Origin of the sequence: Vibrio pomeroyi (assembly GCF_024347595.1) — a bacterium.
Taxonomy (GTDB): Bacteria; Pseudomonadota; Gammaproteobacteria; order Enterobacterales; family Vibrionaceae; genus Vibrio; species Vibrio pomeroyi.
In genome coordinates this window covers 1,957,079-1,983,878 of record NZ_AP025507.1, presented here as the reverse complement: position 1 = coordinate 1,983,878, position 26,800 = coordinate 1,957,079, and the positions used below count along the sequence as shown (strand labels likewise).

At 45.6% G+C, this 26,800-nt stretch carries 18 protein-coding genes, 6 tRNA genes and 3 rRNA genes; 16 read left to right on the top strand and 11 right to left on the bottom strand.

Annotated features, from left to right (window positions below):
* The first annotated feature begins 224 nt into the window (after nucleotides 1–224).
* On the top strand, nucleotides 225–1,325 hold the full coding sequence (locus tag OCV12_RS24685; protein ID WP_261886505.1) for a permease: 1,101 nt from the start codon (nucleotides 225–227) through the stop codon (nucleotides 1,323–1,325).
* Nucleotides 1,326–1,451: 126 nt separating this feature from the next.
* Here OCV12_RS24685 and OCV12_RS24680 read toward each other — a convergent pair whose 3' ends face one another.
* Nucleotides 1,452–2,654, bottom strand: coding sequence for a hypothetical protein (locus OCV12_RS24680; RefSeq protein ID WP_261886504.1), 1,203 nt, complete (start codon nucleotides 2,652–2,654; stop codon nucleotides 1,452–1,454).
* A gap of 381 nt (nucleotides 2,655–3,035) precedes the next feature.
* Here OCV12_RS24680 and OCV12_RS24675 point away from each other — a divergent pair, with 381 nt between their 5' ends.
* Nucleotides 3,036–3,338 (top strand): hypothetical protein, encoded by a 303-nt coding sequence (locus OCV12_RS24675; RefSeq protein WP_076656387.1) that lies wholly within the window; start codon nucleotides 3,036–3,038, stop codon nucleotides 3,336–3,338.
* A 115-nt stretch (nucleotides 3,339–3,453) separates the two neighbouring features.
* On the opposite strand, the gene trmY is transcribed toward OCV12_RS24675, so the two are convergent.
* Nucleotides 3,454–4,053, bottom strand: coding sequence for a tRNA (pseudouridine(54)-N(1))-methyltransferase TrmY (gene trmY, locus OCV12_RS24670; protein ID WP_261886503.1), 600 nt, complete (start codon nucleotides 4,051–4,053; stop codon nucleotides 3,454–3,456).
* Nucleotides 4,054–4,309: 256 nt separating this feature from the next.
* Here trmY and OCV12_RS24665 point away from each other — a divergent pair, with 256 nt between their 5' ends.
* The 10 genes from OCV12_RS24665 (at nucleotide 4,310) to OCV12_RS24620 (ending at nucleotide 11,232) form a co-directional block, all read left to right on the top strand.
* Nucleotides 4,310–4,834 carry a DUF3087 domain-containing protein gene (locus tag OCV12_RS24665; protein ID WP_261886502.1) on the top strand — a complete coding sequence of 175 codons (525 nt, stop codon included), beginning with the start codon at nucleotides 4,310–4,312 and terminating at the stop codon, nucleotides 4,832–4,834.
* Nucleotides 4,835–5,416: 582 nt separating this feature from the next.
* Nucleotides 5,417–6,971: ribosomal RNA gene (locus tag OCV12_RS24660) — 16S ribosomal RNA — on the top strand.
* A gap of 124 nt (nucleotides 6,972–7,095) precedes the next feature.
* Nucleotides 7,096–7,171 (top strand) — tRNA-Glu (locus OCV12_RS24655).
* A 2-nt stretch (nucleotides 7,172–7,173) separates the two neighbouring features.
* A tRNA-Lys gene (locus OCV12_RS24650) sits at nucleotides 7,174–7,249 on the top strand.
* 25 nt (nucleotides 7,250–7,274) lie between these two features.
* Nucleotides 7,275–7,350: transfer RNA gene (locus OCV12_RS24645), tRNA-Val, on the top strand.
* A 25-nt stretch (nucleotides 7,351–7,375) separates the two neighbouring features.
* Nucleotides 7,376–7,451 (top strand) — tRNA-Ala (locus tag OCV12_RS24640).
* 68 nt (nucleotides 7,452–7,519) lie between these two features.
* Nucleotides 7,520–7,595, top strand: a tRNA-Val gene (locus OCV12_RS24635).
* 326 nt (nucleotides 7,596–7,921) lie between these two features.
* Nucleotides 7,922–10,813: ribosomal RNA gene (locus OCV12_RS24630) — 23S ribosomal RNA — on the top strand.
* Between the two features lie 128 nt (nucleotides 10,814–10,941).
* Nucleotides 10,942–11,057, top strand: a 5S ribosomal RNA gene (gene rrf / locus OCV12_RS24625).
* The 16S, 23S and 5S rRNA genes sit together here with 6 tRNA genes alongside, the layout of an rRNA operon.
* 84 nt (nucleotides 11,058–11,141) lie before the next feature.
* Nucleotides 11,142–11,232 (top strand) — tRNA-Ser (locus OCV12_RS24620).
* Nucleotides 11,233–11,421: 189 nt separating this feature from the next.
* On the opposite strand, the gene OCV12_RS24615 is transcribed toward OCV12_RS24620, so the two are convergent.
* The 5 genes from OCV12_RS24615 to OCV12_RS24595 form a co-directional block, all read right to left on the bottom strand.
* Entirely contained in the window at nucleotides 11,422–12,744 is a 1,323-nt protein-coding gene (locus tag OCV12_RS24615) for a CoA-disulfide reductase (protein WP_261886501.1), read from the bottom strand.
* 77 nt (nucleotides 12,745–12,821) lie between these two features.
* Complete coding sequence (locus tag OCV12_RS24610) at nucleotides 12,822–14,228, bottom strand: cation:dicarboxylate symporter family transporter (protein ID WP_017111551.1); 1,407 nt, start codon at nucleotides 14,226–14,228, stop codon at nucleotides 12,822–12,824.
* 37 nt (nucleotides 14,229–14,265) lie between these two features.
* Entirely contained in the window at nucleotides 14,266–14,649 is a 384-nt protein-coding gene (locus OCV12_RS24605) for a RidA family protein (RefSeq protein ID WP_017111552.1), read from the bottom strand.
* A 24-nt stretch (nucleotides 14,650–14,673) separates the two neighbouring features.
* A complete protein-coding gene (locus tag OCV12_RS24600) occupies nucleotides 14,674–15,339 on the bottom strand; it encodes a helix-turn-helix transcriptional regulator (RefSeq protein ID WP_261886500.1) in 666 nt (221 codons plus the stop codon).
* A 497-nt stretch (nucleotides 15,340–15,836) separates the two neighbouring features.
* Nucleotides 15,837–17,174, bottom strand: a complete 1,338-nt coding sequence (locus tag OCV12_RS24595) for an MATE family efflux transporter (RefSeq protein ID WP_261886499.1) — start codon at nucleotides 17,172–17,174, stop codon at nucleotides 15,837–15,839.
* A gap of 320 nt (nucleotides 17,175–17,494) precedes the next feature.
* Between OCV12_RS24595 and OCV12_RS24590 the strand changes: the two genes are divergently transcribed.
* Nucleotides 17,495–18,610 (top strand): hypothetical protein, encoded by a 1,116-nt coding sequence (locus tag OCV12_RS24590; protein WP_261886498.1) that lies wholly within the window; start codon nucleotides 17,495–17,497, stop codon nucleotides 18,608–18,610.
* Nucleotides 18,611–18,633: 23 nt separating this feature from the next.
* On the opposite strand, the gene OCV12_RS24585 is transcribed toward OCV12_RS24590, so the two are convergent.
* A complete protein-coding gene (locus OCV12_RS24585) occupies nucleotides 18,634–19,638 on the bottom strand; it encodes a helix-turn-helix domain-containing protein (protein WP_261886497.1) in 1,005 nt (334 codons plus the stop codon).
* Nucleotides 19,639–19,732: 94 nt separating this feature from the next.
* Between OCV12_RS24585 and OCV12_RS24580 the strand changes: the two genes are divergently transcribed.
* Together OCV12_RS24580 and OCV12_RS24575 are read left to right on the top strand one after the other, a co-directional pair.
* Nucleotides 19,733–21,103, top strand: coding sequence for a serine hydrolase domain-containing protein (locus tag OCV12_RS24580; RefSeq protein ID WP_261886496.1), 1,371 nt, complete (start codon nucleotides 19,733–19,735; stop codon nucleotides 21,101–21,103).
* Nucleotides 21,104–21,169: 66 nt separating this feature from the next.
* Nucleotides 21,170–21,955 carry a hypothetical protein gene (locus tag OCV12_RS24575; protein ID WP_176680035.1) on the top strand — a complete coding sequence of 262 codons (786 nt, stop codon included), beginning with the start codon at nucleotides 21,170–21,172 and terminating at the stop codon, nucleotides 21,953–21,955.
* 85 nt (nucleotides 21,956–22,040) lie between these two features.
* Here the strand turns inward: OCV12_RS24575 and ppsA are convergent, their stop codons facing one another.
* The gene (gene ppsA, locus OCV12_RS24570) at nucleotides 22,041–24,413 is read right to left on the bottom strand and encodes a phosphoenolpyruvate synthase (protein WP_261886495.1); all 2,373 of its coding nucleotides are present in this window, start codon (nucleotides 24,411–24,413) and stop codon (nucleotides 22,041–22,043) included.
* Between the two features lie 178 nt (nucleotides 24,414–24,591).
* On the opposite strand from ppsA, the gene ppsR reads away from it, so the two are divergent.
* On the top strand, nucleotides 24,592–25,425 hold the full coding sequence (gene ppsR / locus OCV12_RS24565; RefSeq protein ID WP_048661622.1) for a posphoenolpyruvate synthetase regulatory kinase/phosphorylase PpsR: 834 nt from the start codon (nucleotides 24,592–24,594) through the stop codon (nucleotides 25,423–25,425).
* A 163-nt stretch (nucleotides 25,426–25,588) separates the two neighbouring features.
* Here ppsR and grxB read toward each other — a convergent pair whose 3' ends face one another.
* The gene (grxB, locus tag OCV12_RS24560) at nucleotides 25,589–26,221 is read right to left on the bottom strand and encodes a glutaredoxin 2 (protein ID WP_261886494.1); all 633 of its coding nucleotides are present in this window, start codon (nucleotides 26,219–26,221) and stop codon (nucleotides 25,589–25,591) included.
* A 296-nt stretch (nucleotides 26,222–26,517) separates the two neighbouring features.
* A complete protein-coding gene (locus OCV12_RS24555; RefSeq protein WP_009846296.1) occupies nucleotides 26,518–26,679 on the bottom strand; it encodes a hypothetical protein in 162 nt (53 codons plus the stop codon).
* Between the last annotated feature and the right edge of the window lie 121 nt (nucleotides 26,680–26,800).

Genomic DNA, 26,800 nt, shown 5'->3' with positions numbered 1-26,800 from the left:
TCAAGATTTAATTTCGATAATAGTCGAAATGAATCCCAAATACAAATGTAAAAAGCGTGATTATGTAAGTCATTGAAAATCCGTTCTTTTGAAGTTCAATTCGATTTTTATCGAAATAAAGCTTGATCTGTTACTAAATATTTCTATAATTCGAGAATATTCGAAATTAAGGGTTGGTTACTTTCCTCATAGAGTCCGGCCTTCAATCCTGTTTGGAGTTAATTATGAGCAATGAAATGTTAACAATGCTAAAAGACGCACTTGATATGTTCGCTTTCTTAGCAGTCGAGCTAATCATCCTTTTCTTGGCGATCAGCTACATTGTTGGGATTCTGCAAGAGTTTCTTACACCAGAGAAGATTCAATCTATTCTGAGTTCGCGTAACGGTAAGGGCTATGTGGTTGCAGCGCTACTGGGTGCGATTACGCCTTTCTGTTCATGTTCGACCATTCCTTTCTTAAAAGGGTTGCTGCGTGCACGAGCGGGTTTCGGTCCAATGATGGTGTTCCTATTCGGTAGCCCACTATTGAACCCTGTGATCATTGGTCTGTTCGTGATTACGTTCGGCTGGCAAGTAGCCGTGTTCTACTTCTTAGTAGCAATGACAGTATCTGTAGTGGCAGGTTACGCACTAGAGAAGCTAGGCTTTGAGCGTTACGTGAAAGCAGAAGCGTATGAATCAACAGGTTCTTCTTCAAGCTGTGGTACTAGCTGTGGTGACTCTGCTCCTAAGAAAGCAGCACCAGTAAAAGCTGAATCTTCATGTGGCACAAGTGCATGTGGTGAACCTGCACCAGTAATGGCAAAAGAGACATCTTGCTGCGATTCTAAGAAAGAAGAGCCACAAGTTACTGTTTCATGCTGCTCAACTGATGGAAGCGCGACTGCTGAAATCGTAGAGAAGAACGAGCCTAGCCGTTGGATGAGAATTTGGTTCTCAACTTGGAAAGACTTCAAACAAGTTTTCCCTTACCTAATGATGGGTATCGCGATTGGTTCATTCATCTACGGCTTCATTCCTACAGACCTAATTGCAGAGTACGCTGGTGAAGGTATGTGGTATGCGATTCCCGTAGCCGCTGTGATTGGTATTCCACTGTACATTCGTGCTGAAGCGGTAATCCCACTAAGTGCAGCTCTAGTACAAAAAGGTATGGCGCTAGGTTCGGTAATGGCATTGATCATTGGTAGTGCAGGTGCAAGTTTGACTGAAGTTATCCTGCTTAAATCAATCTTCAAAAACCAAATGATTGCAGCATTCCTATTCGTTATCCTAAGCATGGCGATGGGTGCAGGCTTCCTATACAGCTTCATCTTTGGTTAATCAGGTCTGATTCCTAGATAACCCGATTGATAACAAGATATAGATAACAAAAAAGAGCTCACTTAGTTGAGCTCTTTTTCTGTTTGAGTTGCCCCGACCTGAAATGTGTTAAACAAAGCGTAATTATCAGACTGGGTTTGGTAGTGCCGCCGAAGTACCGTGTGCTGCGAAAGCATTAGTCGCTAACACATCACAGTGGTGACGATTAATTGCATCGCCATAATTGTTAGTGATTCCGGGGAACTGAAAACGATACATTGGAATGCCGTAGCGACGCTCTCTCTGCTGACCGATTCGATCTTTACTTGTCCATAATAGTCGGTTTTTTGCTGTGTAAGTCATGCCGTGCATTTTATTGAAGTACTCTTCGTGACTGCGCATCTGCTCGTATAACTCGATGATGCGTTGTCGGGAGAAGTTTAATGTTGTACTCGCTTTAAGCTGGGTTCCCCAACCGGTTAACACCTTCTCCATGAAGTCTCGTGTGACGAGGCCGGGGCCTGTAAGTAATCCCGCCCCTTTGCTTCCGCCAGAGGTATTGGCATTACCAACTAAAGTACCGTGTCGACCAGGCATATAGGTTGTGTAGTATTTAGTTGAAGGGGACAAGCGGGGCATTCTTGCTTTGAAAGCAAGTGAACGTTCGTCTTCAGCGAAAACACACACGATCTGTTTAACGTTTTTTCCGAGTGATTTGTAATCCTTGAATGCGTTCATCCCTCCGGGTACGGGATCACATGCAAAGATGTTTACTGGGATGTGGCTAAGTTCGGGATCTTTGAGCATACGGTTCGCCAATTCAAAACAACTGACACCACCGCGGCTCCAGCCTACGATGTTCACTTGGCTAATTGGTTTACTTTGGCGCTCAATCGCGATGTTCTGTTGGCGCGCTGCAATACCGTGTTTTAGGTCAGCGGCTAATTCTTGCGAATCTTTCAACCAATCTTGATATTTCTGGTTGGTTGCAAAAGGCCAAGCCGATTTGGCAGGACGAGACTCACTGAGCAGTCCTTTCGCTCGCTTCATATAGTCATTCTTATCTTGTTGGTTTCCACGCAAGATATTCAGAACATGGCGCATATTGCTATCAATGCCTTTGCCCTGCAGCGTTCCTCTCACTGCTGAGTAGGTGTCATCTTTGCCTTGCTTCAACCACTCGTTCTGATTGCCACTACCAACCCCATCTACTTGAATGTAGTCAATCATGTCTCTGCCCGTTGCATTCTTTGCTAACGTCGAAATCAATTCGCCAGACACATAGTTTTTGTGATTGTTGTCTTCTGAGTTGGATCCTGTTCCACAGAAGAATACGGTAAAAATTGACATACATTCCCTTAAATTAATTCACCGGATTTATCGGAAGTATAACTGTCGAATCAAAAGGTTGGAGAGAAATGTCTATTTATTCGCAAAGGTCAGACCAACAGGCAGTAGAAATGGAACGAAGCGCAAGTTTTATAAATTGGTTGTTTGGTCAGTTTTATTGGACTCCTGAGATCGGTTATACCCGTCAAGAAAGATCAATCGAAGTGTCACAATACTCAACGCTATTTTGTCTAGTATCAAACAGCAGGCTGATTTTGCTCTAGTACCGAAATCTGAAGCCTACACTTTGTATAGATACTTGCTGTTCAGGGGAAACCTATGAATAACGGGTAATTTATAGCAGATCGCTTACGAGCTTAGATTGAGGTTATAGGAGGGAGTATGTTCGCAATACATAGGGAATATGAGTTACAGAATCAGCAACATTTTCATGCCCACATTCAAGTAAAGCCAACCGGAAATTTAGAGTTTGAGATTTTAGAGTCTCATGAACATCATGATACAGACTTTAACCATTTGTCTTTTGAAGCTGAAAAAGGGAAGACGAAAGTGCTTGGACGAGATGAAAGTGGTCAACAGACAGATTGGCAACTTTTATTGGCAGAGGAAGATGCAAAAGAGCTTAATCATCTGGTGGTATTGGTGTCGGAACAATATGAGACGTTAATGCGAGATCTGATGTGACGGGTCAAGCTAGCGATAAACTAGAAGTGATTCTCTGCATCCAAAAAATCAAAAGCCCGGCGAATAACCGGGCTTTGTTCACTGTGTTGTGTTAAATGTCATTGTGTCTTTCGAGTTAGAAACCGCGAATATCAAGCTCATTGTTGATCAACACCACACACTGAGAAGCGAACAACATGTTCGGACCTAAACTGATTTTCTCTGTTCCCAGACGCTTTAAGCTGTTGTAGCTCTTCTTCGGCATAGGGATGTGGTCAGTTAGAAGGAAACATGGGTTTTCAGCAATCTCTGCATCACGGATAAAGTCACCTTTCTTATCCATCATGTACAGCTGGTGGTCTTCAGCTAGCTCTTTTAACAGCTTTTCAAAACTCATAGTACGAACCATGATGCCCGGTTCAACCTGACAAGTCTGCTCTTTTGTCATACCTTGAGATGCGTCAACCGCTCTTACTACCGCTGATAACAATGCAGACTCATGGAAGCCACCAATGTTGGTGATCTCGTTTGAATCAAATGTAATCGTACGTGAAAAGTCTTTAGTACTTTCTAATACAAGGTGTACGGTGACATTCTCACGGTGAGATTGAGCAACGAAGATCGTGTTCATCAGAGTATGAGCCAGAATCTCAGTATGAGCATCTTGCCCAACACCTTCTAAGATAAGTTTGCTCTCTGTAGGGGCTGCGCGAGCGCGTAATACAAATGAACGCATGGAATGTACCTTGTCAGTATGTGATAAAGCGAAACGGGCTTTATCAACATGAATTGATGAATAACCAAAATTGTGGCGGTATGTAACTCTTTTCTATTAATGAAGTCAAATAGAGTTGCGTATAGCGCCAGCCAGAAGAACTCTACGTATTAAATAGAGAATGACCACATTACAAGATGGTAAGGGTTGAAGCGACCCAATGTTTACGTAGATAGTATGCGCAAATTATTAGGTGGCTTGCAGAAGGAAGTAGTCGATGAAGTTACAGAAGATCAATAAAGAAGAATACAGAAAGAAGATGAACCTGCTGTTGGTTTCGTTGGTTGGTTCACTCGCCGTGTTCGCTATTGTATTCGGAACCATACTGATTGACCTATTCGGTTCAGGACAATCAATCGCTGGCGAATCGACAGGTAATTTCCACTTGAATGTATTAGGTGTGATCTTATCAGTTGCATTGAATGCATTTATCGCGAGTCGTGTAAAAGGGCATGACTACTTCAAAGAAGCACTTTATGTGTGGAACCTTAAACAAATCCATAATCAAATCTATCGCAAGCTCAAGCGTATTCAACCCAAAGCTGAGCAAGGAGACCGAGACGCACTGACCGTCCTTTACTTCTATTACACCACGCAAAAACAGGTATACGACCTAGACAACAACACATTGACGATAAAAACAGTTCAACAATCGCTAGATAACATCCTAGAACTGAGTGAGAAATGGAGTATTGAGCTAGATATAGAGGCTTTTTCGAAAGATCTAATCGCAAAGTTTTAAGTAATACACCCATTATTGTATGAGCTTTGAGCTACGAAAGAACCTTTTGACGTAAAAGTAGCCAGTTAAGCAAGTTTTTTGAATTTTTATCAAAAAAGGGGTTGCCATGTTTTCGATGATCTCTATAATGCCGCCTCACTGACACGGCAGACGCCACAAGGCTTCAGCAGTAATCAGTAAGACGGAAAGTTCGAAAGAAATTAATTTTAAAAAGTGTTTGACACTTAAGATTAAATCGCTAGAATTCACGTCCGCTTTCAAGGGTTTCTTTGTAAAAAGAAAGTTTCGATAAGCAAAGCTCTTTAACAATTTAAACCTATCAATCTGTGTGGGCACTCGTTGATGAATATCAAAACGTCATTCTCAGGAATGGCAGTTACTACGGTAACAAATTGATTTCAATGAACTGAGTGACCAATCAAGTCTTAGGACTTGGCACAGTCAATTCATTATCATTCTGTTGGAATGGTAATAGCTTTAGAATTACATGTTCTTTGTTTATTTTCGAATAGGCGAATGAATATTAGTTTTGAAGTCAGTATTCGTTGAGTCACACCTATTAATTTAGGTAATCAAAACTTTAAATTGAAGAGTTTGATCATGGCTCAGATTGAACGCTGGCGGCAGGCCTAACACATGCAAGTCGAGCGGAAACGACACTAACAATCCTTCGGGTGCGTTAATGGGCGTCGAGCGGCGGACGGGTGAGTAATGCCTAGGAAATTGCCTTGATGTGGGGGATAACCATTGGAAACGATGGCTAATACCGCATAATGCCTACGGGCCAAAGAGGGGGACCTTCGGGCCTCTCGCGTCAAGATATGCCTAGGTGGGATTAGCTAGTTGGTGAGGTAATGGCTCACCAAGGCGACGATCCCTAGCTGGTCTGAGAGGATGATCAGCCACACTGGAACTGAGACACGGTCCAGACTCCTACGGGAGGCAGCAGTGGGGAATATTGCACAATGGGCGAAAGCCTGATGCAGCCATGCCGCGTGTATGAAGAAGGCCTTCGGGTTGTAAAGTACTTTCAGTTGTGAGGAAGGGGGTAGCGTTAATAGCGCTATCTCTTGACGTTAGCAACAGAAGAAGCACCGGCTAACTCCGTGCCAGCAGCCGCGGTAATACGGAGGGTGCGAGCGTTAATCGGAATTACTGGGCGTAAAGCGCATGCAGGTGGTTCATTAAGTCAGATGTGAAAGCCCGGGGCTCAACCTCGGAACTGCATTTGAAACTGGTGAACTAGAGTACTGTAGAGGGGGGTAGAATTTCAGGTGTAGCGGTGAAATGCGTAGAGATCTGAAGGAATACCAGTGGCGAAGGCGGCCCCCTGGACAGATACTGACACTCAGATGCGAAAGCGTGGGGAGCAAACAGGATTAGATACCCTGGTAGTCCACGCCGTAAACGATGTCTACTTGGAGGTTGTGGCCTTGAGCCGTGGCTTTCGGAGCTAACGCGTTAAGTAGACCGCCTGGGGAGTACGGTCGCAAGATTAAAACTCAAATGAATTGACGGGGGCCCGCACAAGCGGTGGAGCATGTGGTTTAATTCGATGCAACGCGAAGAACCTTACCTACTCTTGACATCCAGAGAAGCCAGCGGAGACGCAGGTGTGCCTTCGGGAGCTCTGAGACAGGTGCTGCATGGCTGTCGTCAGCTCGTGTTGTGAAATGTTGGGTTAAGTCCCGCAACGAGCGCAACCCTTATCCTTGTTTGCCAGCGAGTAATGTCGGGAACTCCAGGGAGACTGCCGGTGATAAACCGGAGGAAGGTGGGGACGACGTCAAGTCATCATGGCCCTTACGAGTAGGGCTACACACGTGCTACAATGGCGCATACAGAGGGCAGCAAGCCAGCGATGGTAAGCGAATCCCAAAAAGTGCGTCGTAGTCCGGATTGGAGTCTGCAACTCGACTCCATGAAGTCGGAATCGCTAGTAATCGTAGATCAGAATGCTACGGTGAATACGTTCCCGGGCCTTGTACACACCGCCCGTCACACCATGGGAGTGGGCTGCAAAAGAAGTGGGTAGTTTAACCTTTCGGGGAGGACGCTCACCACTTTGTGGTTCATGACTGGGGTGAAGTCGTAACAAGGTAGCCCTAGGGGAACCTGGGGCTGGATCACCTCCTTATACGAAGATATTCACGATAAGTGTCCACACAGATTGATTAGGTTTAGAAAAGTAAAGAGAAGAAGAACTCCCAAGGTTCTTCGAAGTTTGTTTCTACTTTTTAAAGTGGAGATAAATTAGCAGTGTCCCGTTCGTCTAGAGGCCTAGGACACCGCCCTTTCACGGCGGTAACAGGGGTTCGACTCCCCTACGGGATACCATTGGGTCGTTAGCTCAGTTGGTAGAGCAGTTGACTTTTAATCAATTGGTCGCAGGTTCGAATCCTGCACGACCCACCATTTCCTCCCAAGGAAATAAAATTTGGGGCGATTAGCTCAGTTGGGAGAGCACCTGCCTTACAAGCAGGGGGTCACTGGTTCGAGCCCGGTATCGCCCACCATTTCCTCCCAAGGAAATAAAAATATGGGGCTATAGCTCAGCTGGGAGAGCGCCTGCCTTGCACGCAGGAGGTCTGCGGTTCGATCCCGCATAGCTCCACCATTCTTTCTCCATGTAAGGATGGCTTTTATTTTCACTTTTTAAAAAGTGAAGACAAAAGAAACTATCATGGGCGATTAGCTCAGTTGGGAGAGCACCTGCCTTACAAGCAGGGGGTCACTGGTTCGAGCCCGGTATCGCCCACCATCTTTAAGCATTCTCCTCGGAGAGTTTTTAAAAATGGTTTTGAAAGTTTAAAACTTGAAAAACTCTTGCTCTTTAACAATTTGGAAAGCTGACTGATTGATTTACTTACGAGTAATTCAATCAAATTTAAAAGTTCTCAATGTTTATCTGCTCTTATTTAATAAGAACGGTATAAACACAACAAACACATTCAAGTGTCTTGTATTCGAATCAAACTTAGTTTGATTCACATTGAGTCCGGCAAACAGTCATTGAGAATTAACCCTTCTTAATGACAACCAAAAACCTTGGTTAGTTGCCATACACAAGACCCTTTCGGGTTGTATGGTTAAGTGACTAAGCGTACACGGTGGATGCCTTGGCAGTCAGAGGCGATGAAAGGCGTAATAACTTGCGATAAGCCCAGATTAGGTAGTAATAACCTTTAAGTCTGGGATTCCTGAATGGGGAAACCCACTTACATAAGTAAGTATCCTGTTGTGAATACATAGCAACAGGAGGCAAACCGGGGGAACTGAAACATCTAAGTACCCCGAGGAAGAGAAATCAACCGAGATTCCGAAAGTAGCGGCGAGCGAAATTGGATTAGCCCTTAAGCTTTTAATGAGACAGATGAAGGCTCTGGAAAGTGCCGCAATAGAGGGTGATAGCCCCGTAATCGACATCTCATCATCAGTGAAAACGAGTAGGGCGGGACACGTGATATCCTGTCTGAATATGGGGGGACCATCCTCCAAGGCTAAATACTACTGACTGACCGATAGTGAACCAGTACCGTGAGGGAAAGGCGAAAAGAACCCCTGTGAGGGGAGTGAAATAGAACCTGAAACCGTGTACGTACAAGCAGTAGGAGCACCTTCGTGGTGTGACTGCGTACCTTTTGTATAATGGGTCAGCGACTTAATTTTAGTAGCAAGGTTAACCGTTTAGGGGAGCCGTAGGGAAACCGAGTCTTAACTGGGCGTACAGTTGCTAGGATTAGACCCGAAACCAGGTGATCTAGCCATGGGCAGGTTGAAGGTTGAGTAACATCAACTGGAGGACCGAACCGACTAATGTTGAAAAATTAGCGGATGACTTGTGGCTAGGGGTGAAAGGCCAATCAAACCTGGAGATAGCTGGTTCTCCCCGAAAGCTATTTAGGTAGCGCCTCGGACGAATACTACTGGGGGTAGAGCACTGTTAAGGCTAGGGGGTCATCCCGACTTACCAACCCTTTGCAAACTCCGAATACCAGTAAGTACTATCCGGGAGACACACGGCGGGTGCTAACGTCCGTCGTGGAGAGGGAAACAACCCAGACCGCCAGCTAAGGTCCCAAAGTATAGCTAAGTGGGAAACGATGTGGGAAGGCTCAGACAGCCAGGATGTTGGCTTAGAAGCAGCCATCATTTAAAGAAAGCGTAATAGCTCACTGGTCGAGTCGGCCTGCGCGGAAGATGTAACGGGGCTAAGCTATACACCGAAGCTGCGGCTACGTACCTTAGGGTATGTGGGGTAGGGGAGCGTTCTGTAAGCCGTTGAAGGTGGTCTGTAAGGGCTGCTGGAGGTATCAGAAGTGCGAATGCTGACATGAGTAACGATAAAGGGAGTGAAAAACTCCCTCGCCGGAAGACCAAGGGTTCCTGTCCAACGTTAATCGGGGCAGGGTAAGTCGACTCCTAAGGCGAGGCCGAAAGGCGTAGTCGATGGGAAACGGGTTAATATTCCCGTACTTCTTACAATTGCGATGGGGGGACGGAGAAGGCTAGGTGGGCCTGGCGACGGTTGTCCAGGTTCAAGTACGTAGGCGGAAAGTTTAGGTAAATCCGGACTTTCTTAACGCTGAGATACGATGTCGAGCTACTACGGTAGTGAAGTCATTGATGCCATGCTTCCAGGAAAAGCCTCTAAGCTTCAGATTGTAAGGAATCGTACCCCAAACCGACACAGGTGGTCGGGTAGAGAATACCAAGGCGCTTGAGAGAACTCGGGTGAAGGAACTAGGCAAAATGGTACCGTAACTTCGGGAGAAGGTACGCTCTTATCAGTGAAGTCCCTTGCGGATGGAGCAGACGAGAGTCGCAGATACCAGGTGGCTGCAACTGTTTATTAAAAACACAGCACTGTGCAAAATCGTAAGATGACGTATACGGTGTGACGCCTGCCCGGTGCCGGAAGGTTAATTGATGGGGTTAGACTTCGGTCGAAGCTCTTGATCGAAGCCCCGGTAAACGGCGGCCGTAACTATAACGGTCCTAAGGTAGCGAAATTCCTTGTCGGGTAAGTTCCGACCTGCACGAATGGCGTAATGATGGCCACGCTGTCTCCACCCGAGACTCAGTGAAATTGAAATCGCTGTGAAGATGCAGTGTACCCGCGGCTAGACGGAAAGACCCCGTGAACCTTTACTACAGCTTGGCACTGAACATTGAACCTACATGTGTAGGATAGGTGGGAGACTTTGAAACCGCGTCGCTAGATGTGGTGGAGTCGTCCTTGAAATACCACCCTTGTAGTTTTGATGTTCTAACGTTGGTCCCTGAATCGGGATTACGGACAGTGCCTGGTGGGTAGTTTGACTGGGGCGGTCTCCTCCCAAAGAGTAACGGAGGAGCACGAAGGTGGGCTAAACACGGTTGGACATCGTGTGGTTAGTGCAATGGCATAAGCCCGCTTGACTGCGAGAATGACAATTCGAGCAGGTGCGAAAGCAGGTCATAGTGATCCGGTGGTTCTGAATGGAAGGGCCATCGCTCAACGGATAAAAGGTACTCCGGGGATAACAGGCTGATACCGCCCAAGAGTTCATATCGACGGCGGTGTTTGGCACCTCGATGTCGGCTCATCACATCCTGGGGCTGAAGTCGGTCCCAAGGGTATGGCTGTTCGCCATTTAAAGTGGTACGCGAGCTGGGTTTAGAACGTCGTGAGACAGTTCGGTCCCTATCTGCCGTGGGCGTTGGAAAATTGAAGGGGGCTGCTCCTAGTACGAGAGGACCGGAGTGGACGAACCTCTGGTGTTCGGGTTGTCATGCCAATGGCATTGCCCGGTAGCTAAGTTCGGAATCGATAACCGCTGAAAGCATCTAAGCGGGAAGCGAGCCCTGAGATGAGTTTTCCCTGACGCTATAAGCGTCCTTAAGGGTTGTTCAAGACTAGAACGTTGATAGGCAGGGTGTGTAAGTGCTGCGAGGCATTGAGCTAACCTGTACTAATTGCCCGTGAGGCTTAACCATACAACACCCAAGGGGTTTTGTGGACTCAAAGACAGACCTTGAATGAGTTTGAAGAGACTTTTAAATACAGTTTTCCAGATTATTTTGCCTTCAGTTTTTAAAAAAGCTGAAAGTAAAAGCAAAATTTGCTTGGCGACCATAGCATTGTGGACCCACCTGATTCCATGCCGAACTCAGAAGTGAAACACAATAGCGCCGATGGTAGTGTGGGGCTTCCCCATGTGAGAGTAGGACATCGCCAGACTTACTTTACGTTTTCAGTTTTAAAAAACTGAAAGCAAAACTAGAAACAGCATACAAGTAAGACTGATTTTAGTAACAATTTGTTGGAGGGATGGCTGAGTGGTCGAAAGCACCGGTCTTGAAAACCGGCAACCGTTAATAGCGGTTCTAGGGTTCAAATCCCTATCCCTCCACCACCATTAGAAAGCCCGCTGAGAAATCAGCGGGCTTTTTTTCGTCTTGAATTTGGCAAAAGAAAGCTCAAATACTATTAGATACGTCGTTATCTTATTCTGCTTTAGGTTATGTAGAGTTTAGGTATTAAAAAGCAGAGCGCTCAGGCTCTGCTTTGATGTTTTAGTTGTATGTCCTGCGACTAGCAAGGCCTATTTAGCGACGTTACCTGCCACGTTTAGCGCATCCCAAGTCCGTGAAAAAGGAGGGGCATAACAGAAGTCCATGTAGCCTAACTGTTGAGTTGTCATTTTTGCGGTGATGGCAACAGCTAGAGCGTTAATACGACCTACTGCCCCTTTCTTACCCACGATCTCGCCACCAAGTAGAACGTTAGTCTCTGGGTGGTAAAGCAGTTTAACCTTGATGTCTTCTTGGCCTGGGTAGTAATCCGTTTGGTTCTTATCTGAAATCGTTGATACTTTCACATCCAAGTTGTGTTCTTTCGCCAGAAGTTCATTTACGCCAGTGCAGGCTAATTCGTAGTCGAGCACTTTCAAGCAAGACGAACCTAAGAAGCCTGACATATAGGTATCTTTACCTGCTAGCTTGTCCGCCATCATACGCGCTTGCTTGTTGGCTGTGGTTGCTAGAGGAACATAAACCGGTTTACCTAATGCCATGTGATGAACCACTGCACAGTCACCGACAGCGTGGATGTAAGCGTCTTCAGAAGCACCAAATTCATTCACAAGTAATGCGCCGTTTGCAGCTTTTGGCAGTTCGAATGCTTCAGTATTTGGTTTGAAACCGAGTGACAGGATCACGACATCGGCTTCTACGTTGCCGTTATCAGTTTCAACGATGTAACCACCTAGCTCAGCATCGCGAATAGCAGACACGCTACAACCGGTTTTAAGGTCAGCACCGGATTCTCGAATCGCACCTTCAACGACTTCAATGATCTCAGGGCTGAACTGACGGCTCATAATGTGCTGTTCACGTTCTATGATCGTCACGTGTTTGTCTAAGCCGTGCGCCGCATCGAATACTTCCAGGCCGATAAAGCCAGCCCCAATAACACATACACGCTGCTTGTTATTATCCTTTAGCGCTTCCTTAACCGCCAAGCCATCTTCCATGCTGGTTAGTGTGTATACGTGTTCTGGATTGAATTCACCGAATGATGGAACGATTGGTCGCGCACCTGTTGCAATGACCAACATATCGTAATTGATGACGCTTTCTTCATTTTGGTGACGTACCGTAATTTGCTTTTCAGTGCGGTCGAACGACACCATTTCTGTTTCTACACGTACATCCAAGCCAGATTTAATGGCTTGTTCTGGCGTGCGAGAAATCATTCGTTCGGTGTCATCAAACATGCCACCTGCAAAGTAGGGTAGACCACATGCTCCAAAAGAGATGTAGCTACGTTTATCTAAAACGATGACTTCGTCTGATGGTTGATTACGTTTGTACTTTGCTGCGAAACTCATACCAGCGGCGCTACCGCCTATAACAACAACTTTCATATTTACTACCTAAATAACCTGAACTCAGGAAAAACAGAAGAGCACTCACGTGGAGTGCCCTTAATTAAGTTTGAGAATTATACTGCTGCTTCTTTTGATACTGTCGCTGTTACGTCAGCGTCGTATTGTTCTGTGTTTAGCGAGCCGTTCTTCTTAGCTGTTAGAACACCAGACAGCATAGAGCCTGAGATGTTTAGCGCTGTACGAGCCATGTCAATTAGCGCTTCGATAGACACCAGAATCGCTACTACTGTGATGTCTAGGCCCATGATGGTCAGTACCGCTACCGCTGCGAACGTTGCTCCACCACCCACACCAGCGATACCGAATGAAGCAATCGCGATAACAGCAATCAGTTGTAGGATGAAGCCTAGGTCAACTGGCATGCCCATCACTTGTGCTGCCATGATTGCTAGCATTGCTGGGTAGATGCCTGCGCAACCGTTCTGACCGATACTGGTACCGAATGTCGCTGACATGTTTGCTGTTTCTTCGTCTACACCTAGGCGTTGAGTTTGTGTTTCAACGTTTAGTGGGATAGCCGCCATGCTCGAACGAGAACCGAAGCCGAATACTAATACTGGCCAGATTTTCTTCATGAACTTAGCAGGAGACAGGCCGAACATTGACACCATCACGAAGTGAATGCCGAACATCACGCCGATTGCTACGTAGCTTGCTAGAAGGAAGCGGCCCATTTCAGCCAGTGCGAATAGGTCATTCGTCATCATGAACGTGGTCATCAGAGCGAACACACCGTAAGGCGTTAGCTTCAGGATTTCACGAACCATTGACAGCACCACTTCTTTTGCAGAGTTGATGAAATCAACGAAGTTTTGCACTTTTTCAGGCTTACGGTTTTTCACTTGTAGGATACAGTAGCCTAGGAACATGCCGAACAGTACAGTCGATAGTGTAGAAGTACGTTGAGAGCCCGTTAGCATGTCGAAGATGTTGGTTGGAATGATAGACAGAGCCATACCAGACAGGCCACTGCTCGCCATTGCATCTTGTGTTGCTACCAGTGAATCACCGCGAGCTTCAATCGCACTGTTTGTGCCAATTGTGCTTACTAGTGCGTTCGCATCGATACCAAATAGGTAAATACTTGCGATACCAACGGCTGCTGAGATTGCACAAGTGAAAAGTAGAATACCGATGATTTTTGGTGCGATACGAGATAACGCGCCGCCGCCTTCAACGTTCATGATCGAAGAGATCATCGCCACGAATACGAGCGGGATAACGATCATTTGTAGAAGTTTGATGTAGCCTTTACCGAACACTGAAATCAGTTCAGCGAAGCCAGATGTCGCAACGTTACCGACGCCGAAAACAAGTTGAATCGCGCCACCGAACAGTAAGCCAGCAGCAAGCGCACTCAGTACGCGGAAGTTAAAACTTTTCTTTTGTTTTTTGAAGTTCGAGAGCAGTGCGTAGAACCCAAAGAACAGTATGCTTAATCCAATAAATGAAACGCTCATGAGAATCTCCTATGATACCCATTAATAACTAAGTCGGTTATTTCTTGTATGCGATGGCTTCAACTTCAACCAATGCGTCTTTTGGTAATCTTGCAGCTTCAACACAAGAACGAGCAGGTGCGTTCTCTGTACCAAACACTTCTGTGTACACTTCGTTGAAGGCTACGAAGTTCTCCATGTCTGATAGGAAGCAGGTTGTCTTAAGCACAGTGTCCAGTCCCGCATTACTCGCTTCTAATACCGCTTTTAAGTTTTCTAGAGACTGACGAGCCTGCTCTTTGATGCCGCCCTCAACAAACTGCATGGTTTCTGGAACGAGAGGTAATTGGCCTGATGTATAAACCATGTCGCCGTAAGACGTACCTTGTGAGTAAGGGCCGATAGCTGCAGGTGCTTGTTCAGTGGCAATGATCTGTTTCACGATGTAACTCCTAAATTATTGGTTTTATTCTGATTTAAATTCACGGATAAACTTGTAAACCGCCTGACGGCTGATCCCAAGTTGCTCTGATACTTGTGTAGTCGTCTCTTTTAGCTCAAATACTCCGTTATCAAATAAGCAACGGATGATGGCTTTATTGCGACCTTTGGAAGAAATCGTCTCGTCTTGGTCAACTTCTTTAATGGCTGAACTCAATGCTTGCTGAATGACGTCATTCGCATTGTTGCTGAATGTTTCGCTGACAATGGTTTGTGGCACATTGCACTGCGGCATTAGCGTCTTGACGATTTCTGGGAATGGGAAAGATAAGTTCATGTTGATACACAGCATGCCAATCGGCTTTTTTTGTGGACCAGCCAGTACACAGGTGGTTGATTTCAGTAGGGAACCGTCTGCTGCGTTGGTGAAGTAGCTCTTCGGTGAAACTTCGCCAGTTTTCTCGAATGTACTCCACATGCGTAAACCTAAATCGGTGATAGGCGAGCCGATTTCACGACCGGTATGATGACCATTAACGATCTTCACGACAGAGTTTTCTAAGCTTTCAAAGGAGTGAATGACCACCTCACAGTAAGGGCCAATCAAGTCAGCAATTGTGTCCGCTAAGCGGAAGTAATTGCTTAAACATTCTCTGTCTTCATCGGTGAATCGAACTTGTTTTACATTCATGATTGCGGTTTACATTTTTGAACTCAATGACTGAAATCTACTCCTTTGGGGGTATTTGAACAAGATGCAGTAAACTTCTGTAAACCGTAAAAAACGTTCAAAACATCAACAAATAACGAAAATTTAACTTAAATTAAGAGCGTAATTTGAACAGGATCACCAAACCATCTTCGATATGGTTTAATTTTTTAAACTCCATCAAAGTTTACATATTTAAAACCACAGGTTACGTTTTCGAATACTTTAATGATCTAGGACAAGTTCTAAAGGAACATAAAAATCGGCTCGATGGATGTTTCTTATGTGTGGAAATCTAACCAGTAATTCTGAGACTGAAATGACGACCGGTCGGCATTCTTTTTTTTTGTGTGTGGGGGGGAGAAAGGCTTAATCGAAGAGACTTTATTAACAAAAGGATAGTCAGAGGAAGGATCGTAAATCAGAGCGTCGATAACTAAAAAAGCAGCCTAAGTGGCTGCTTTCTTGTTTCTTCCGGTTCACTCGCTGGCTAGCTTAGCCTTTACTTGTCCTAGAGCGCGTCGGTACATAAACCATGCACAGGTTCCGGCAAGCACATTACCTACCATAGCACCCCAGAACAGACCTTCAATTCCTGCAAGCTGAGAGCCAACCCATAAGCAAGGCAAGAAGAAAGCGAACAGGCGCAGTGCAGAGATCGTTAATGCGGTGTAAGACTTGCCTAGCGCGTTAGAGATCGACACCATCAGCATACAGATACCCAAAGGCCCTAAACTGATTGGAACGATCAGTAGGTGATAGTTCAGAATCGTTGATACTTCGTTGTCACTGGTCATGAGGTTCGCCAATCCGCCAGAGAATAACCAAGTCACCAGTGCGATGACCAGTTGGAAACCTAACACGAAGGTAACGGCAATCTTCACAAGACTACGTATGTTGCCAAGGTTCTTTTCACCCAACATGCGACCAATCATAGGTGGCATCGACATAGTCAGTGCTAGCACGGCCACAATAGAGAAGAATTCAAAGCGAGACCCCAAAGCCCAAGCTGCAACGGCTGCAGTACCATAACCCGCAAGCAGCTTAGTCGCCAACATAGAAGAGACTGGCGGCAGCAGTTGGCTGATCATCGCTGGGCCCATGATGTTACCGATGGAGCGAACGCTCTTGCCAATATCTAGGTCGTTCCAATCGAACGTCATCCAATGCTTCTTGGTCACTTTTGGAGCCACGATAAAGATGCCTGCGCCGAACGCCAAGATAGTCGCAATCGCTGCACCATTGATGCCCATATCGAGCGTAAAGATGAAGATTGGGTCCAATATCAAGTTGATGATACTGGTCGCGATCATCATTGAGCCGGGTAGCATGGTATTACCGTTGGCACGACACACGCTGTAAAAGAAGTAGAGCAGAGCACCCGTCCAAGAGCTGACTAACCAATAGATCCAGTAAGAATCAATGATCGGTAACACCGTCGGTGGCGCATCGAGCAGCTGTAAAATAGGTCCACGAAGTATATAGATGATGACAGAGAAAAGCGCGACACTCACGCTGCCCATCGCAATCACTAATCCACCTAGTTGTTTAGCGTAATGTGTTTCGTTGGCGCCAATGGCTCTCGCAATAACAGCCGTGGTTGCGATACCTAGCCCAACCTGAATACCAATGATGATCATCTGTATTGGAAGCGTGAAACCTTGAACAGCAAGCGGTAGAACGCCGAGCTGACCAATGAAAGCACTGTCTACAAGTTGGAAGCTCATCAGGGAAAGCACCCCAAACAGCATTGGCCATGTCATGGTATAGAGTTGTCGGCCAAGCGAAGGCGAGGGAGTTGCGGTAGTCGAATTCATATCTGTCTTATTGGTCTTGAAGATAGGCTCACTGTGGGGAAAGCCTGTCTGTGAAGAATTGCGTAAAGGATAACGTAAGGTCAGCTCGATACCAATAATTGTTACCGGATCTCGGCATATTCCTTCGCCAAGAGGTAGCTGGGCTTAGAGCATTCTGTGCTGTGACTTTATGGAACTACCTCTCAAACCTTATTTATTTTATAGGGTTATCGTTGTTGCTTAATGTAATTATCAAATCCATAAACTAATATCGTTGTAGGGAAAAGAATTGCGAGTCAGCAAGCACAAATTTAACTGCATATTGGAGAGGGAACCTAAATATGCCGACGACAGAAGAAATTCAGATCAGCCAAGAGCAAGTCAGGAAGAACAAAGCGAAGGTACTCGCTAAGATAAACCAGCAGGGCATCATGTCACAGGGCTTTCGCTTGGTTAACGTCAAAGACTACCAACAAAAGTTACAAGCACTGAAGCAGAAGGTCGAAAACTTCGATTACCTGAATGACGCCAACAAAAAGCAAGATCAGGTGATTCTCGACATCATGACTCAGAAAGAGAAGATCCATAACTATCTGGATGAAACATCGAGTCAGAAGCTAGCAAACGGGAATCTTGATTTTGGCTCTCGAAATCAGGTTGCCAACGCCACGCTCAAGAAGAAGCAGCTCTTCATGATGTTTATGGAAACGGTTGAAGCACAAGAGGCGCTCAGAGAGTTTGCTGTGAAAGTGGCTTCGGTGTGCAATGGAACACTCAAACAACCGCCTGGCGCTTATTTAGGTGTAAAAGATTTCCATGGTGCGCTAGATAAGATCACCAATCGTAAACGTCATTACGATATTGGTGATCTGAAAGATGCAGCCCGTATGACTATCGTATTTGAAACGATGGAAGATATGATCATAGCCAAAGCGATGATCATTCTGACCAAGGAGTTTGTCGAGCTGAAGCATCACCAATCTGCGATGAAAGATCGCTACGGTACCAGCCAAGGCGACAACGCTAAGTTCAACTGTGGTGCAACTGACGCTGGCTATAAAGACATTAAGTTCTTCTTAAAAATGGCCAATGGACACATTGGTGAGCTGCAACTCAATACCAAGAACATGATGGTGGCGAAGAAGAACGGCCACATTATCTATGACATCCTTCGCGACGGAGGCAACCTTGATAAAGCATTTACGATTACTAACAGCGAAGTGCTCGCCAAGATAAGTCGTAACATGAGTGAAAAGTGGTTCACCTTTATGAATACTCGCGTGCCAAAAGCGAGAGATGATTTGCAAGCAGTTCAACAACTCGTTAACCGCCTAAGAGCGAATCTAGGAAGAGGGCAGAACTCACTTCAAGTCAGCATGGAAGAGATAACCATACTGTCTCGCGTCAGCCTCTATATCTACGAGCAAGGAGACAACGCGAGAGCTTTGTTAGAGTGATGAAGCGATATTGAGATCTGCGATTAAGTCCGGTTATTTGACCGGACTTTTTTATTTCGGCTCCGATAACTTGGTGCTGTAATGCCAGTCCAGCCTTTAAAGGCGCGGTTAAAGTTACTCAAATCACTGTAACCCAACTGCCAACTGATCTCTTGTACTGATAGGTCGGTTTCATCGAGTAATTGTTTTGCTTTGATTTCTCGAACCTGTTCTTTAGCTTGCTTAAACAGAATGTTCTTACTCTTCAGGTTGCGTTGCAGTGTCCGTTTGGTCATGCCTAGCATGGTCGCAAACCACTCGATGTTGAACCACGGCAAGGTCGCATACGTCTTAATCAGGGCTTGGACGGCTTGATGCCAATCTTGATTCGTGTCTTGCTCAGAAATAGCACGATACCCATCCGGCAAGGGAATGGTGATCGCGCCATATTGCTGCTCAAACTGTATATCCGAATTAAAGAAGTGCTTGGGTAACTTGCGTTCACGATTGTTTGTCGAGATGAGCTTTGCGTGTGATGGCTGCCATGTGCTTACTATGAACTTACGACATAAGCTAATCACAGTTAGCGTGCGAAACCATTCAGATTGTTCAAAACCCGCGGTAGAGGGATGATAGCAACTGCGATGACATAACCACCACATCCCATCTCGTTTTTCTGTCCACATGGTGACGTGATTGCTCAGGGTAGAGATCTCAGTAATCAAACAACGTATTGCGTGCTCAAGTGATATGCATTGGTCGATTTTTTGGCTTAACTCTGGCGACAGTTGTTCTAAAGAGGCTTTACGCCCAACCTCAATCCCAATCGAATAACCAAACTTACGCTCTAAGCCATGAATAAAGCGAATCAGATCTTGAGTCGGTAGCCACTGGTTGGAGTGTGTTAGCTCAATTGGCAGTCCACATTCGATGGCAACCGAGCGCCAGTCAAGAGAGCGTTTTTCGCAATATTGAATATAGGGCGCGATGTTACTGGTAGAGCTCAGCAGTATGTTGGTAGTGTTCGATGATGCTTTCTTAATTTTCATAGCTTTCTGAGTTCACCTTTAAATGTCACCAAATGACCTAATTAAGTGTAGCGCATCTCCATATACTTCTTCCAACCCAAATGAGGAGAAGAATATGAAACTTAAGCCCCTTGCCCTAATTATCTCGTCACTCACGATTTCATCGCTTGCTGTGTCATCAACTGTATTTGCAGAGAACCCAGTTGAAGCAGCACTGAAAGTCGAAGGTGCAGCAGTCACCCTTCCGGTGAAAGATGCTCAACAATCTTTTACCCCTGCTTTTGTTGCATCAGCACGAGAAAACTTCAATAACTTCCATTGGCAAATGGGTGGTGACCACAGTGTTTACTACAACTTGCACATGAGTGAGTTCATGCCAACGGCGTTTGCTGCACCGAGCGAGAATTATAAGCCACTGGTTAAAAACATCGATCCACGCCTTGCCAAGCTGAAGGTTGAAACAGACACCAAAGGTGAGCTGACAATGGCTGATTACCTTGCTGATGAACAGTTCAGAACTCAAGGTTTCATGCTAATTCACAAAGGTGAGATTGTTTACGAAGCGTATCCGGGTATGAGCCCGACAGACAGTCACGTTTGGGCTTCAACGGCTAAAACTACTGTTGGTACGGTTGTCGCGATGCTGGTGGAAGAGGGCAAAGTCGACCCAGAAAAGAGCGTCACTCACTATGTTCCAGAGCTGAAAGGGACCAACTGGGAAGCGATCACTGTACATCAGGTGCTCAATATGTCTACCGCGTTAGATAACGAAGAGACGCTTGAATCGATCCTAAACCCTGATTCAGATGTGGTGCGTTTCTTTGCGGCTTCATTCAACTCACCAAGAGCTAAGACAGGCGAAATGGAAACATGGATGAATGTGGCTAAAGGCGCTCAGAAGATCGAAGGCGAGAAAGCGGGCGACCATTTCCGTTATGCGTCTATCAACACCATGGTACTGACCAAAATGGTGGAGAACATCGAAGACAAAACATGGACCCAAGTGTTTGAAGACCGTGTTTGGTCGAAAGTACATGCTCGCCAATCAATGGAATTTAACTTAACGCCTGATGGCATGGCGATCGCTGTTGGTTTGGTATCGACCACAGTTGAAGACATGGCGCGCTGGGGCACTCTGTTTACACCAAGCTGGAAAGCGGTAGCGGACGAGCCGGTTATCTCACAAGCGGTGATTGATCGTATTCGCAACGGCGGTGATCCAAAAGCCTTTGTTGGTACCAGCAAAGAGAGCAGCTCACTGCATGCCTACAACGAAAAAGCCGATTACAACGCTTACCAATTCGACTTCATCTTCAATGACGGTGCAATGTCGAAAAGTGGCAACCTTGGTCAGTTCATTTACATCGACCCAGAGCGTGATTTTGTTGGCGTAATGTTCTCGAACAACCCGTACCATTCTGGTTTTGGTGAGAACAAAGGCCCTGCATTAATGCGTTCTGCTGCAAAACTACTTGCTGACAAATAACAACCCATTTGAGAAAGAAGGACTTTCAAGCTTCAAGGAAGAAGCAAACGACTTTCGAGAGATATAATGAAAAAGTTTGCCCTTATTATTCCATTGAGCTTAGGTTTATCGATTCCTGCCTATGCCGAATCAGAGCGAGTTATCGACCCTGCTGACGTGACTAAGGTGTATACACAAACTGCTTTGATGGTGAGCGGCAGTTCTGATATTCAATTTCAGGGACAGGTTTCTGGTGGTATGGACAACGGTCAGCAATTTGCGTTACTCGCAGAAGCGACCTTTGTTGATGACAATGACGAATCACAACGCGATCCGAACGACTTTGGTTCGGAATACAGCAACTCGCGAATTCAATATTTCCATGTCTTCGAGACTGGTGCTAAAGCCGCGCCTAAAGTGGGTCTGTCGTTAGACTACATTAATACACGCACAAGCATTAAAAATGACTTATTGTCGGTCGGCGGTGTTGTGGCGATCAATCCGGCTTATACCGGTGGCTTCTTGGTTTTCCCAAGAGCTGGCTTGATGACAGGCAGCATGGAAATTCCCGCTATGAGCTCATCTAAAGATGACTTAACGGGTTACTCACTTGGGCTTATCACAGCAAAGCACTTAGGTGATTCAGGGGCTTATGTTTCTTTGGTGCCAGAGTGGCAAGACCTATCGGGCAGCGATATCAACATGCAAAACTTCTCGTTGAAAACGTCACTGAATGTACCAATGAACAGTGCTCGTACTTGGTGGTTGAATACTCGTTATGACATCACCAAAGGCGATATCGATGTGAACGGTGTGTCTATGGCAAGTGAGTGGCAGACAGAAGCTTGGGTAGGCGTTAGATACTACTTCTAAAGTGCTCAATATCTTGTATTGAAATACAGTAAATAAAAAAGCCAGTCGCAATGACTGGCTTTGTTCGTATCTCGATTAGAGAAGGTTACTTGCTAGCAACGTTGCCTAGTTTCAACCAAGTATCGATAACCGTGTCTGGGTTCAACGAAACAGAGCTGATGCCTTGTTCCATTAACCATTCCGCTAGGTCATCATGGTCAGATGGACCCTGGCCACAAATGCCCACGTACTTACCGGCTTTGGTTGCCGCGTCGATAGCCATTTTCAGCATCGCTTTCACAGCTGGGTTACGCTCATCGAATAGGTGAGCAACATCACCAGAGTCACGGTCTAGACCAAGCGTTAGCTGAGTCATATCGTTTGAACCGATAGAGAATCCATCGAAGTACTTCAAGAACTCTTCAGCCAAAATCGCATTCGACGGCAGCTCACACATCATGATGACTTTTAGACCTTGGTCGCCACGGCGAAGGTCGAATTTAGCCAGAATGTCGATAACCGAAGCTGCTTCACTTGGCGTACGAACGAATGGAATCATGATTTCAACGTTCTTAAGACCCATTTCGTTGCGAACACGTTTGATCGCTTGAGTCTCTAGCTCGAAACAGTCTTCGAATACTGGTGAGATGTAACGAGATGCACCACGGAAGCCCAGCATTGGGTTCTCTTCATGTGGTTCAAACGTTTTACCGCCGACTAGGTTGCTGTACTCGTTCGACTTAAAATCAGACATACGTACGATTACACGTTTAGGCCAGAATGCAGATGCGATAGTCGCGATGCCTTCTGTCAGTTTGCTTACGTAGAAGTCGATAGGATCTTTGTAGCCGCGAATACGTTCGCTGATTTCTGCTTTTAGCTCGTCAGTTTGCGCATCGAAGTTTAATAGGGCTTTCGGGTGAATGCCGATCATCTTGTTGATGATGAACTCTAAACGAGCAAGGCCAACACCTTCGTTTGGAATCTGTGCGAAGTCGAAGGCGCGATCTGGGTTACCCACGTTCATCATTACTTTGGTTGGCAGCATTGGTAGCTCATCAACTTCAGAACGTTTGATCTCGAAGTCGAGTTCGCCTTGGTAAACGTAGCCAGTTTCACCTTCAGAACATGACACTGTCACGGTGTCACCGTCGTTTAGGTTATTTGTCGCTGTACCACAACCAACGATTGCAGGAATGCCTAGCTCACGAGCGATGATTGCTGCGTGACAAGTACGGCCGCCACGGTTAGTGACAATCGCAGAGGCTTTCTTCATCACAGGTTCCCAGTCTGGGTCTGTCATGTCTGTTACCAGTACATCGCCTTCTTGAACCAGTGACATTTGGTCTAGTGAGTCAACCAAACGAACTGGGCCTGAACCGATACGTTGACCGATAGCACGGCCTTCAACTAACACATCGGCCTTGTTGTTTAGCTCGTAACGTTCGATAACGTTTTGGTCGCTTTGAGAACATACTGTCTCTGGGCGAGCTTGAACAATGTATAGTTTGCCGTCGATACCATCTTTTGCCCATTCAATGTCCATCGGACGTTGGTAGTGCTTCTCAATGATCATCGCTTGTTTTGCTAGTTCTTTGATCTCTTCATCGTTCAGTGAGAACTCGTTACGCTCTTGCGTATCGGTGTCGATGATATCAACTTGTTTGCCAATCTCTTGGTTGGTTGAGTAGATCATCTTGATCAGCTTAGAACCAAACGTCTTCTTGACGATTGGGTAGTGACCAGCTTCTAGCATCGGCTTGTGAACGTAGAATTCATCTGGGTTCACAGCGCCCTGTACAACCATTTCGCCTAGGCCCCAAGAAGAAGTGATGAATACCACTTGGTCGAAGCCAGACTCTGTATCAAGCGTAAACATCACACCTGAAGAGGCTTTGTCTGAGCGAACCATGCGTTGAATACCCGCAGACAGTGAAATGCCACGGTGGTCAAAGCCTTGGTGTACGCGGTAAGAGATAGCGCGGTCGTTAAACAGAGAAGCGTAAACGTGCTTGGTTGCTTCTAGTACAGCGTCGATGCCTTTCACGTTAAGGAAGGTCTCTTGCTGGCCTGCGAATGAAGCATCTGGAAGGTCTTCTGCGGTTGCAGATGAACGCACAGCTACAGACAATTCTTCGTTGTCTTCGATTAGCTCGCGGTAGTTATCACGGATGTCTTGCTCTAGTGATTCTGGGAATGGGGCGTCTAGAACCCATTGTCGAATCGTTGCACCTGTCTTACGCAGTGCGTCAACGTCTTCAACATCAAGTTCATCAAGTAGTTGGTGGATGCGCTCATCAAGACCTTTGTAGTCAAGAAAGTCGTTAAACGCATACGAAGTGGTAGCAAAACCATTAGGTACAGAAACACCAGCATTGGATAGGTTAGAAACCATCTCGCCCAGTGAGGCGTTCTTACCGCCGACTTTGTCGACATCTTCCATGGATAGGCCATTGAACCATAGGGTATTATTTTGCATTTATTTCTCCAGAAACATAGCAAGCATTGTAGGGATTTAAAGGCAAACGATTACGTGTCAGTTTAAAAAAATGTAAATTATTTTTTAAAGCTGTGGGGGACGTAATAGTCAGCAGGGTTTTGTTATATATATTATGGTTCCCATCCTACTCAAAATAATTTTAAACATTAAATAAAAAATGCAAATTGATATTCAAAGTCGTGATGTATTCTATGTTTCTGATGGAACGGCCATAACATGTGAGACTTTAGGGCATGTTGTTCTAGGTCAATTCCCTTTCAAAGCCAATGAAAAAACCTTTCCGTTTGTGGAAAGTGAGGACAAACTTTCTGATTTATTAAAAGAGATCGAAATTTCGTATCGCGATAATGGAGTCGAACCATTGGTGTTCTTTTCAATCGTGATTCCAGATATCAAGGCTAAACTGCTTGAAGCGCCAGCGCACTGCTATGACGTGTTGGAAAGCATCGTTCAGAAGGTTCAGGATGATATTCAGATGGCACCTGTGCCTAAACTGCAACGTTCACGCAGTGTGAACAAAGATTCGGTTAAGTATTTCGACCGTATTGCTGCGATTGAATACACTCTCGCGCACGATGATGGCATCACGCTCAAAGGGCTGGAAGAAGCCGACATAATCTTGTTAGGTGTATCTCGAAGCGGTAAGACGCCAACAAGCTTGTATATGGCGATGCAGTTTGGTCTGCGCGTAGCGAACTATCCATTCATCCATGATGATTTAGCGCGCTTGAAGCTACTGCCTGAGTTCGAGATTTACCGACACAAGTTGTTTGGTTTAACGATTGACGCAGAAAGGCTGACTGAGATTCGTGAGAACCGTTTAGCGGGCAGTGAATACGCGAGTGATTCGCAATGTTTGTATGAGCTACAAACAGTAGAAGCGATGTTCCGCCGAGAAGCGATACCTTACATCAACACATCTTCATTATCGGTCGAAGAGATCTCGACACGAATCTTGGAGCGAACTGGTTTGAGAAGGCGCCTGCTGTAGTAACAAGAGCTTGGTGTAACACGAGCTTGGCATAAAAAAAAGGCTTGGTCAGATAGAAAGAATGGGCAGCTAAAAGAAAATCGAAGCTAGCAGGGCTGTACCTGAGAGCTTCGATTTTTTGTTTGTGCTCGTTGCAATCGCGCTAGCGAAGCAGAGAGAGCTTTTAGCGAAGTAAAGACAACTTCAACGTTTCACTTTGCTTCTCTAACCAACGTTCTAGAGCTTGTGGCCATGTGATGCTTGGTTCAACACAGAAACCGCGCAACATAGAGAAGTACACAGCTTGATCGATAAGAGGCAGTGACGACTCACCATTTTCTAGGTTCAGAAGTAGCTCTGCATCTTTCAGAAGCGGATTAATCTGTTCAACAAACTGCGGCGTTTGTTCAATCAGCTTATCGAAGTTGAGTTCTTCAGTCTCTTTGGCTGCGCGCCACGCTTCTTTGCTTGCTGGTGATTGGTATTCAGCAAGATCCAGTTTCCACCAACGTGGCAAACCGATGCGCTGGCTTAGTGGAAATGCGCGAGTTTGGAACACAGTGACTTGTTCTGATGGCACACGTTGCTCGTCACTTGATTTTAAGTCCATGAAGTAGGCGATGATATCTAGGCTCTCAGCCATGATAGAACCGTCGTCTTTTTGTAATACAGGCACCATCTTTTTACCGATAAGATCGATAAGCGTTTGGGCGTCATCATAATCGACAGAGACAAGCTCGATGTCCAAGCCTAGAGATTGAGCAATGTAGGCTACTCTTGCGCAGAAAGGGCAGTGGTCGTAAATATAAAGCTTCATAGCTTCCCTCAGTTCAGGTCATTATAAATATAAGATAATGCTAATGTACCAGAAAGTCTTGCGAATACTAAGCATCAACAGACAATAAGCACTTGGTGTAAATACTTTTTGATTGATTCTATTGTCTGTTGGATTCGGTTTTACTGCAACGAGTAAAGTAATGGGAAGGCTATTAAGGAATTGCAGGCATAAAAAAGGCCCTGGCTGTTCACTCTAATGCAGAAGAGTGAAATCAGCCAAGGCCTCAATTTTGTTACCTTTAGCAGAGTGACTACTAAAAGAGCAGAGCGGTTAAACTATGCTTTTTTAAGGTCTTTTGCAGGGTAAGTAAGCGTCATTATTGCGCCTTCTACTGTTGTAACGTGAACGTAGCCGCCACCAGCACTTAGGCCAATTACAACCATTTCACCTAGCTCAACACCTTTTGTTGCTACAACGCGATCATCAACTGAAAACACTTTACACACCTTCAATAAATTAAATTAATACGATAGATATCGAACGCGGATTTAAACAGATGGTATCCCAATCGACTAATCCGGTTGTTTGTCGTAAAGATTAAATTTAGTTATGCATAAA

Bases quoted from the DNA above. Each gene is read 5' to 3' on its own strand.
- OCV12_RS24685 (WP_261886505.1), top strand. From the start codon at position 225: ATGAGCAATGAAATGTTAACAATGCTAAAAGACGCACTTGATATGTTC.
- OCV12_RS24680 (WP_261886504.1), bottom strand. From the start codon at position 2,654: ATGTCAATTTTTACCGTATTCTTCTGTGGAACAGGATCCAACTCAGAA.
- OCV12_RS24675 (WP_076656387.1), top strand. From the start codon at position 3,036: ATGTTCGCAATACATAGGGAATATGAGTTACAGAATCAGCAACATTTT.
- trmY (WP_261886503.1), bottom strand. From the start codon at position 4,053: ATGCGTTCATTTGTATTACGCGCTCGCGCAGCCCCTACAGAGAGCAAA.
- OCV12_RS24665 (WP_261886502.1), top strand. From the start codon at position 4,310: ATGAAGTTACAGAAGATCAATAAAGAAGAATACAGAAAGAAGATGAAC.
- OCV12_RS24615 (WP_261886501.1), bottom strand. From the start codon at position 12,744: ATGAAAGTTGTTGTTATAGGCGGTAGCGCCGCTGGTATGAGTTTCGCA.
- OCV12_RS24610 (WP_017111551.1), bottom strand. From the start codon at position 14,228: ATGAGCGTTTCATTTATTGGATTAAGCATACTGTTCTTTGGGTTCTAC.
- OCV12_RS24600 (WP_261886500.1), bottom strand. From the start codon at position 15,339: ATGAATGTAAAACAAGTTCGATTCACCGATGAAGACAGAGAATGTTTA.
- OCV12_RS24595 (WP_261886499.1), bottom strand. From the start codon at position 17,174: ATGAATTCGACTACCGCAACTCCCTCGCCTTCGCTTGGCCGACAACTC.
- OCV12_RS24590 (WP_261886498.1), top strand. From the start codon at position 17,495: ATGCCGACGACAGAAGAAATTCAGATCAGCCAAGAGCAAGTCAGGAAG.
- OCV12_RS24585 (WP_261886497.1), bottom strand. From the start codon at position 19,638: ATGAAAATTAAGAAAGCATCATCGAACACTACCAACATACTGCTGAGC.
- OCV12_RS24580 (WP_261886496.1), top strand. From the start codon at position 19,733: ATGAAACTTAAGCCCCTTGCCCTAATTATCTCGTCACTCACGATTTCA.
- OCV12_RS24575 (WP_176680035.1), top strand. From the start codon at position 21,170: ATGAAAAAGTTTGCCCTTATTATTCCATTGAGCTTAGGTTTATCGATT.
- ppsA (WP_261886495.1), bottom strand. From the start codon at position 24,413: ATGCAAAATAATACCCTATGGTTCAATGGCCTATCCATGGAAGATGTC.
- ppsR (WP_048661622.1), top strand. From the start codon at position 24,592: ATGCAAATTGATATTCAAAGTCGTGATGTATTCTATGTTTCTGATGGA.
- grxB (WP_261886494.1), bottom strand. From the start codon at position 26,221: ATGAAGCTTTATATTTACGACCACTGCCCTTTCTGCGCAAGAGTAGCC.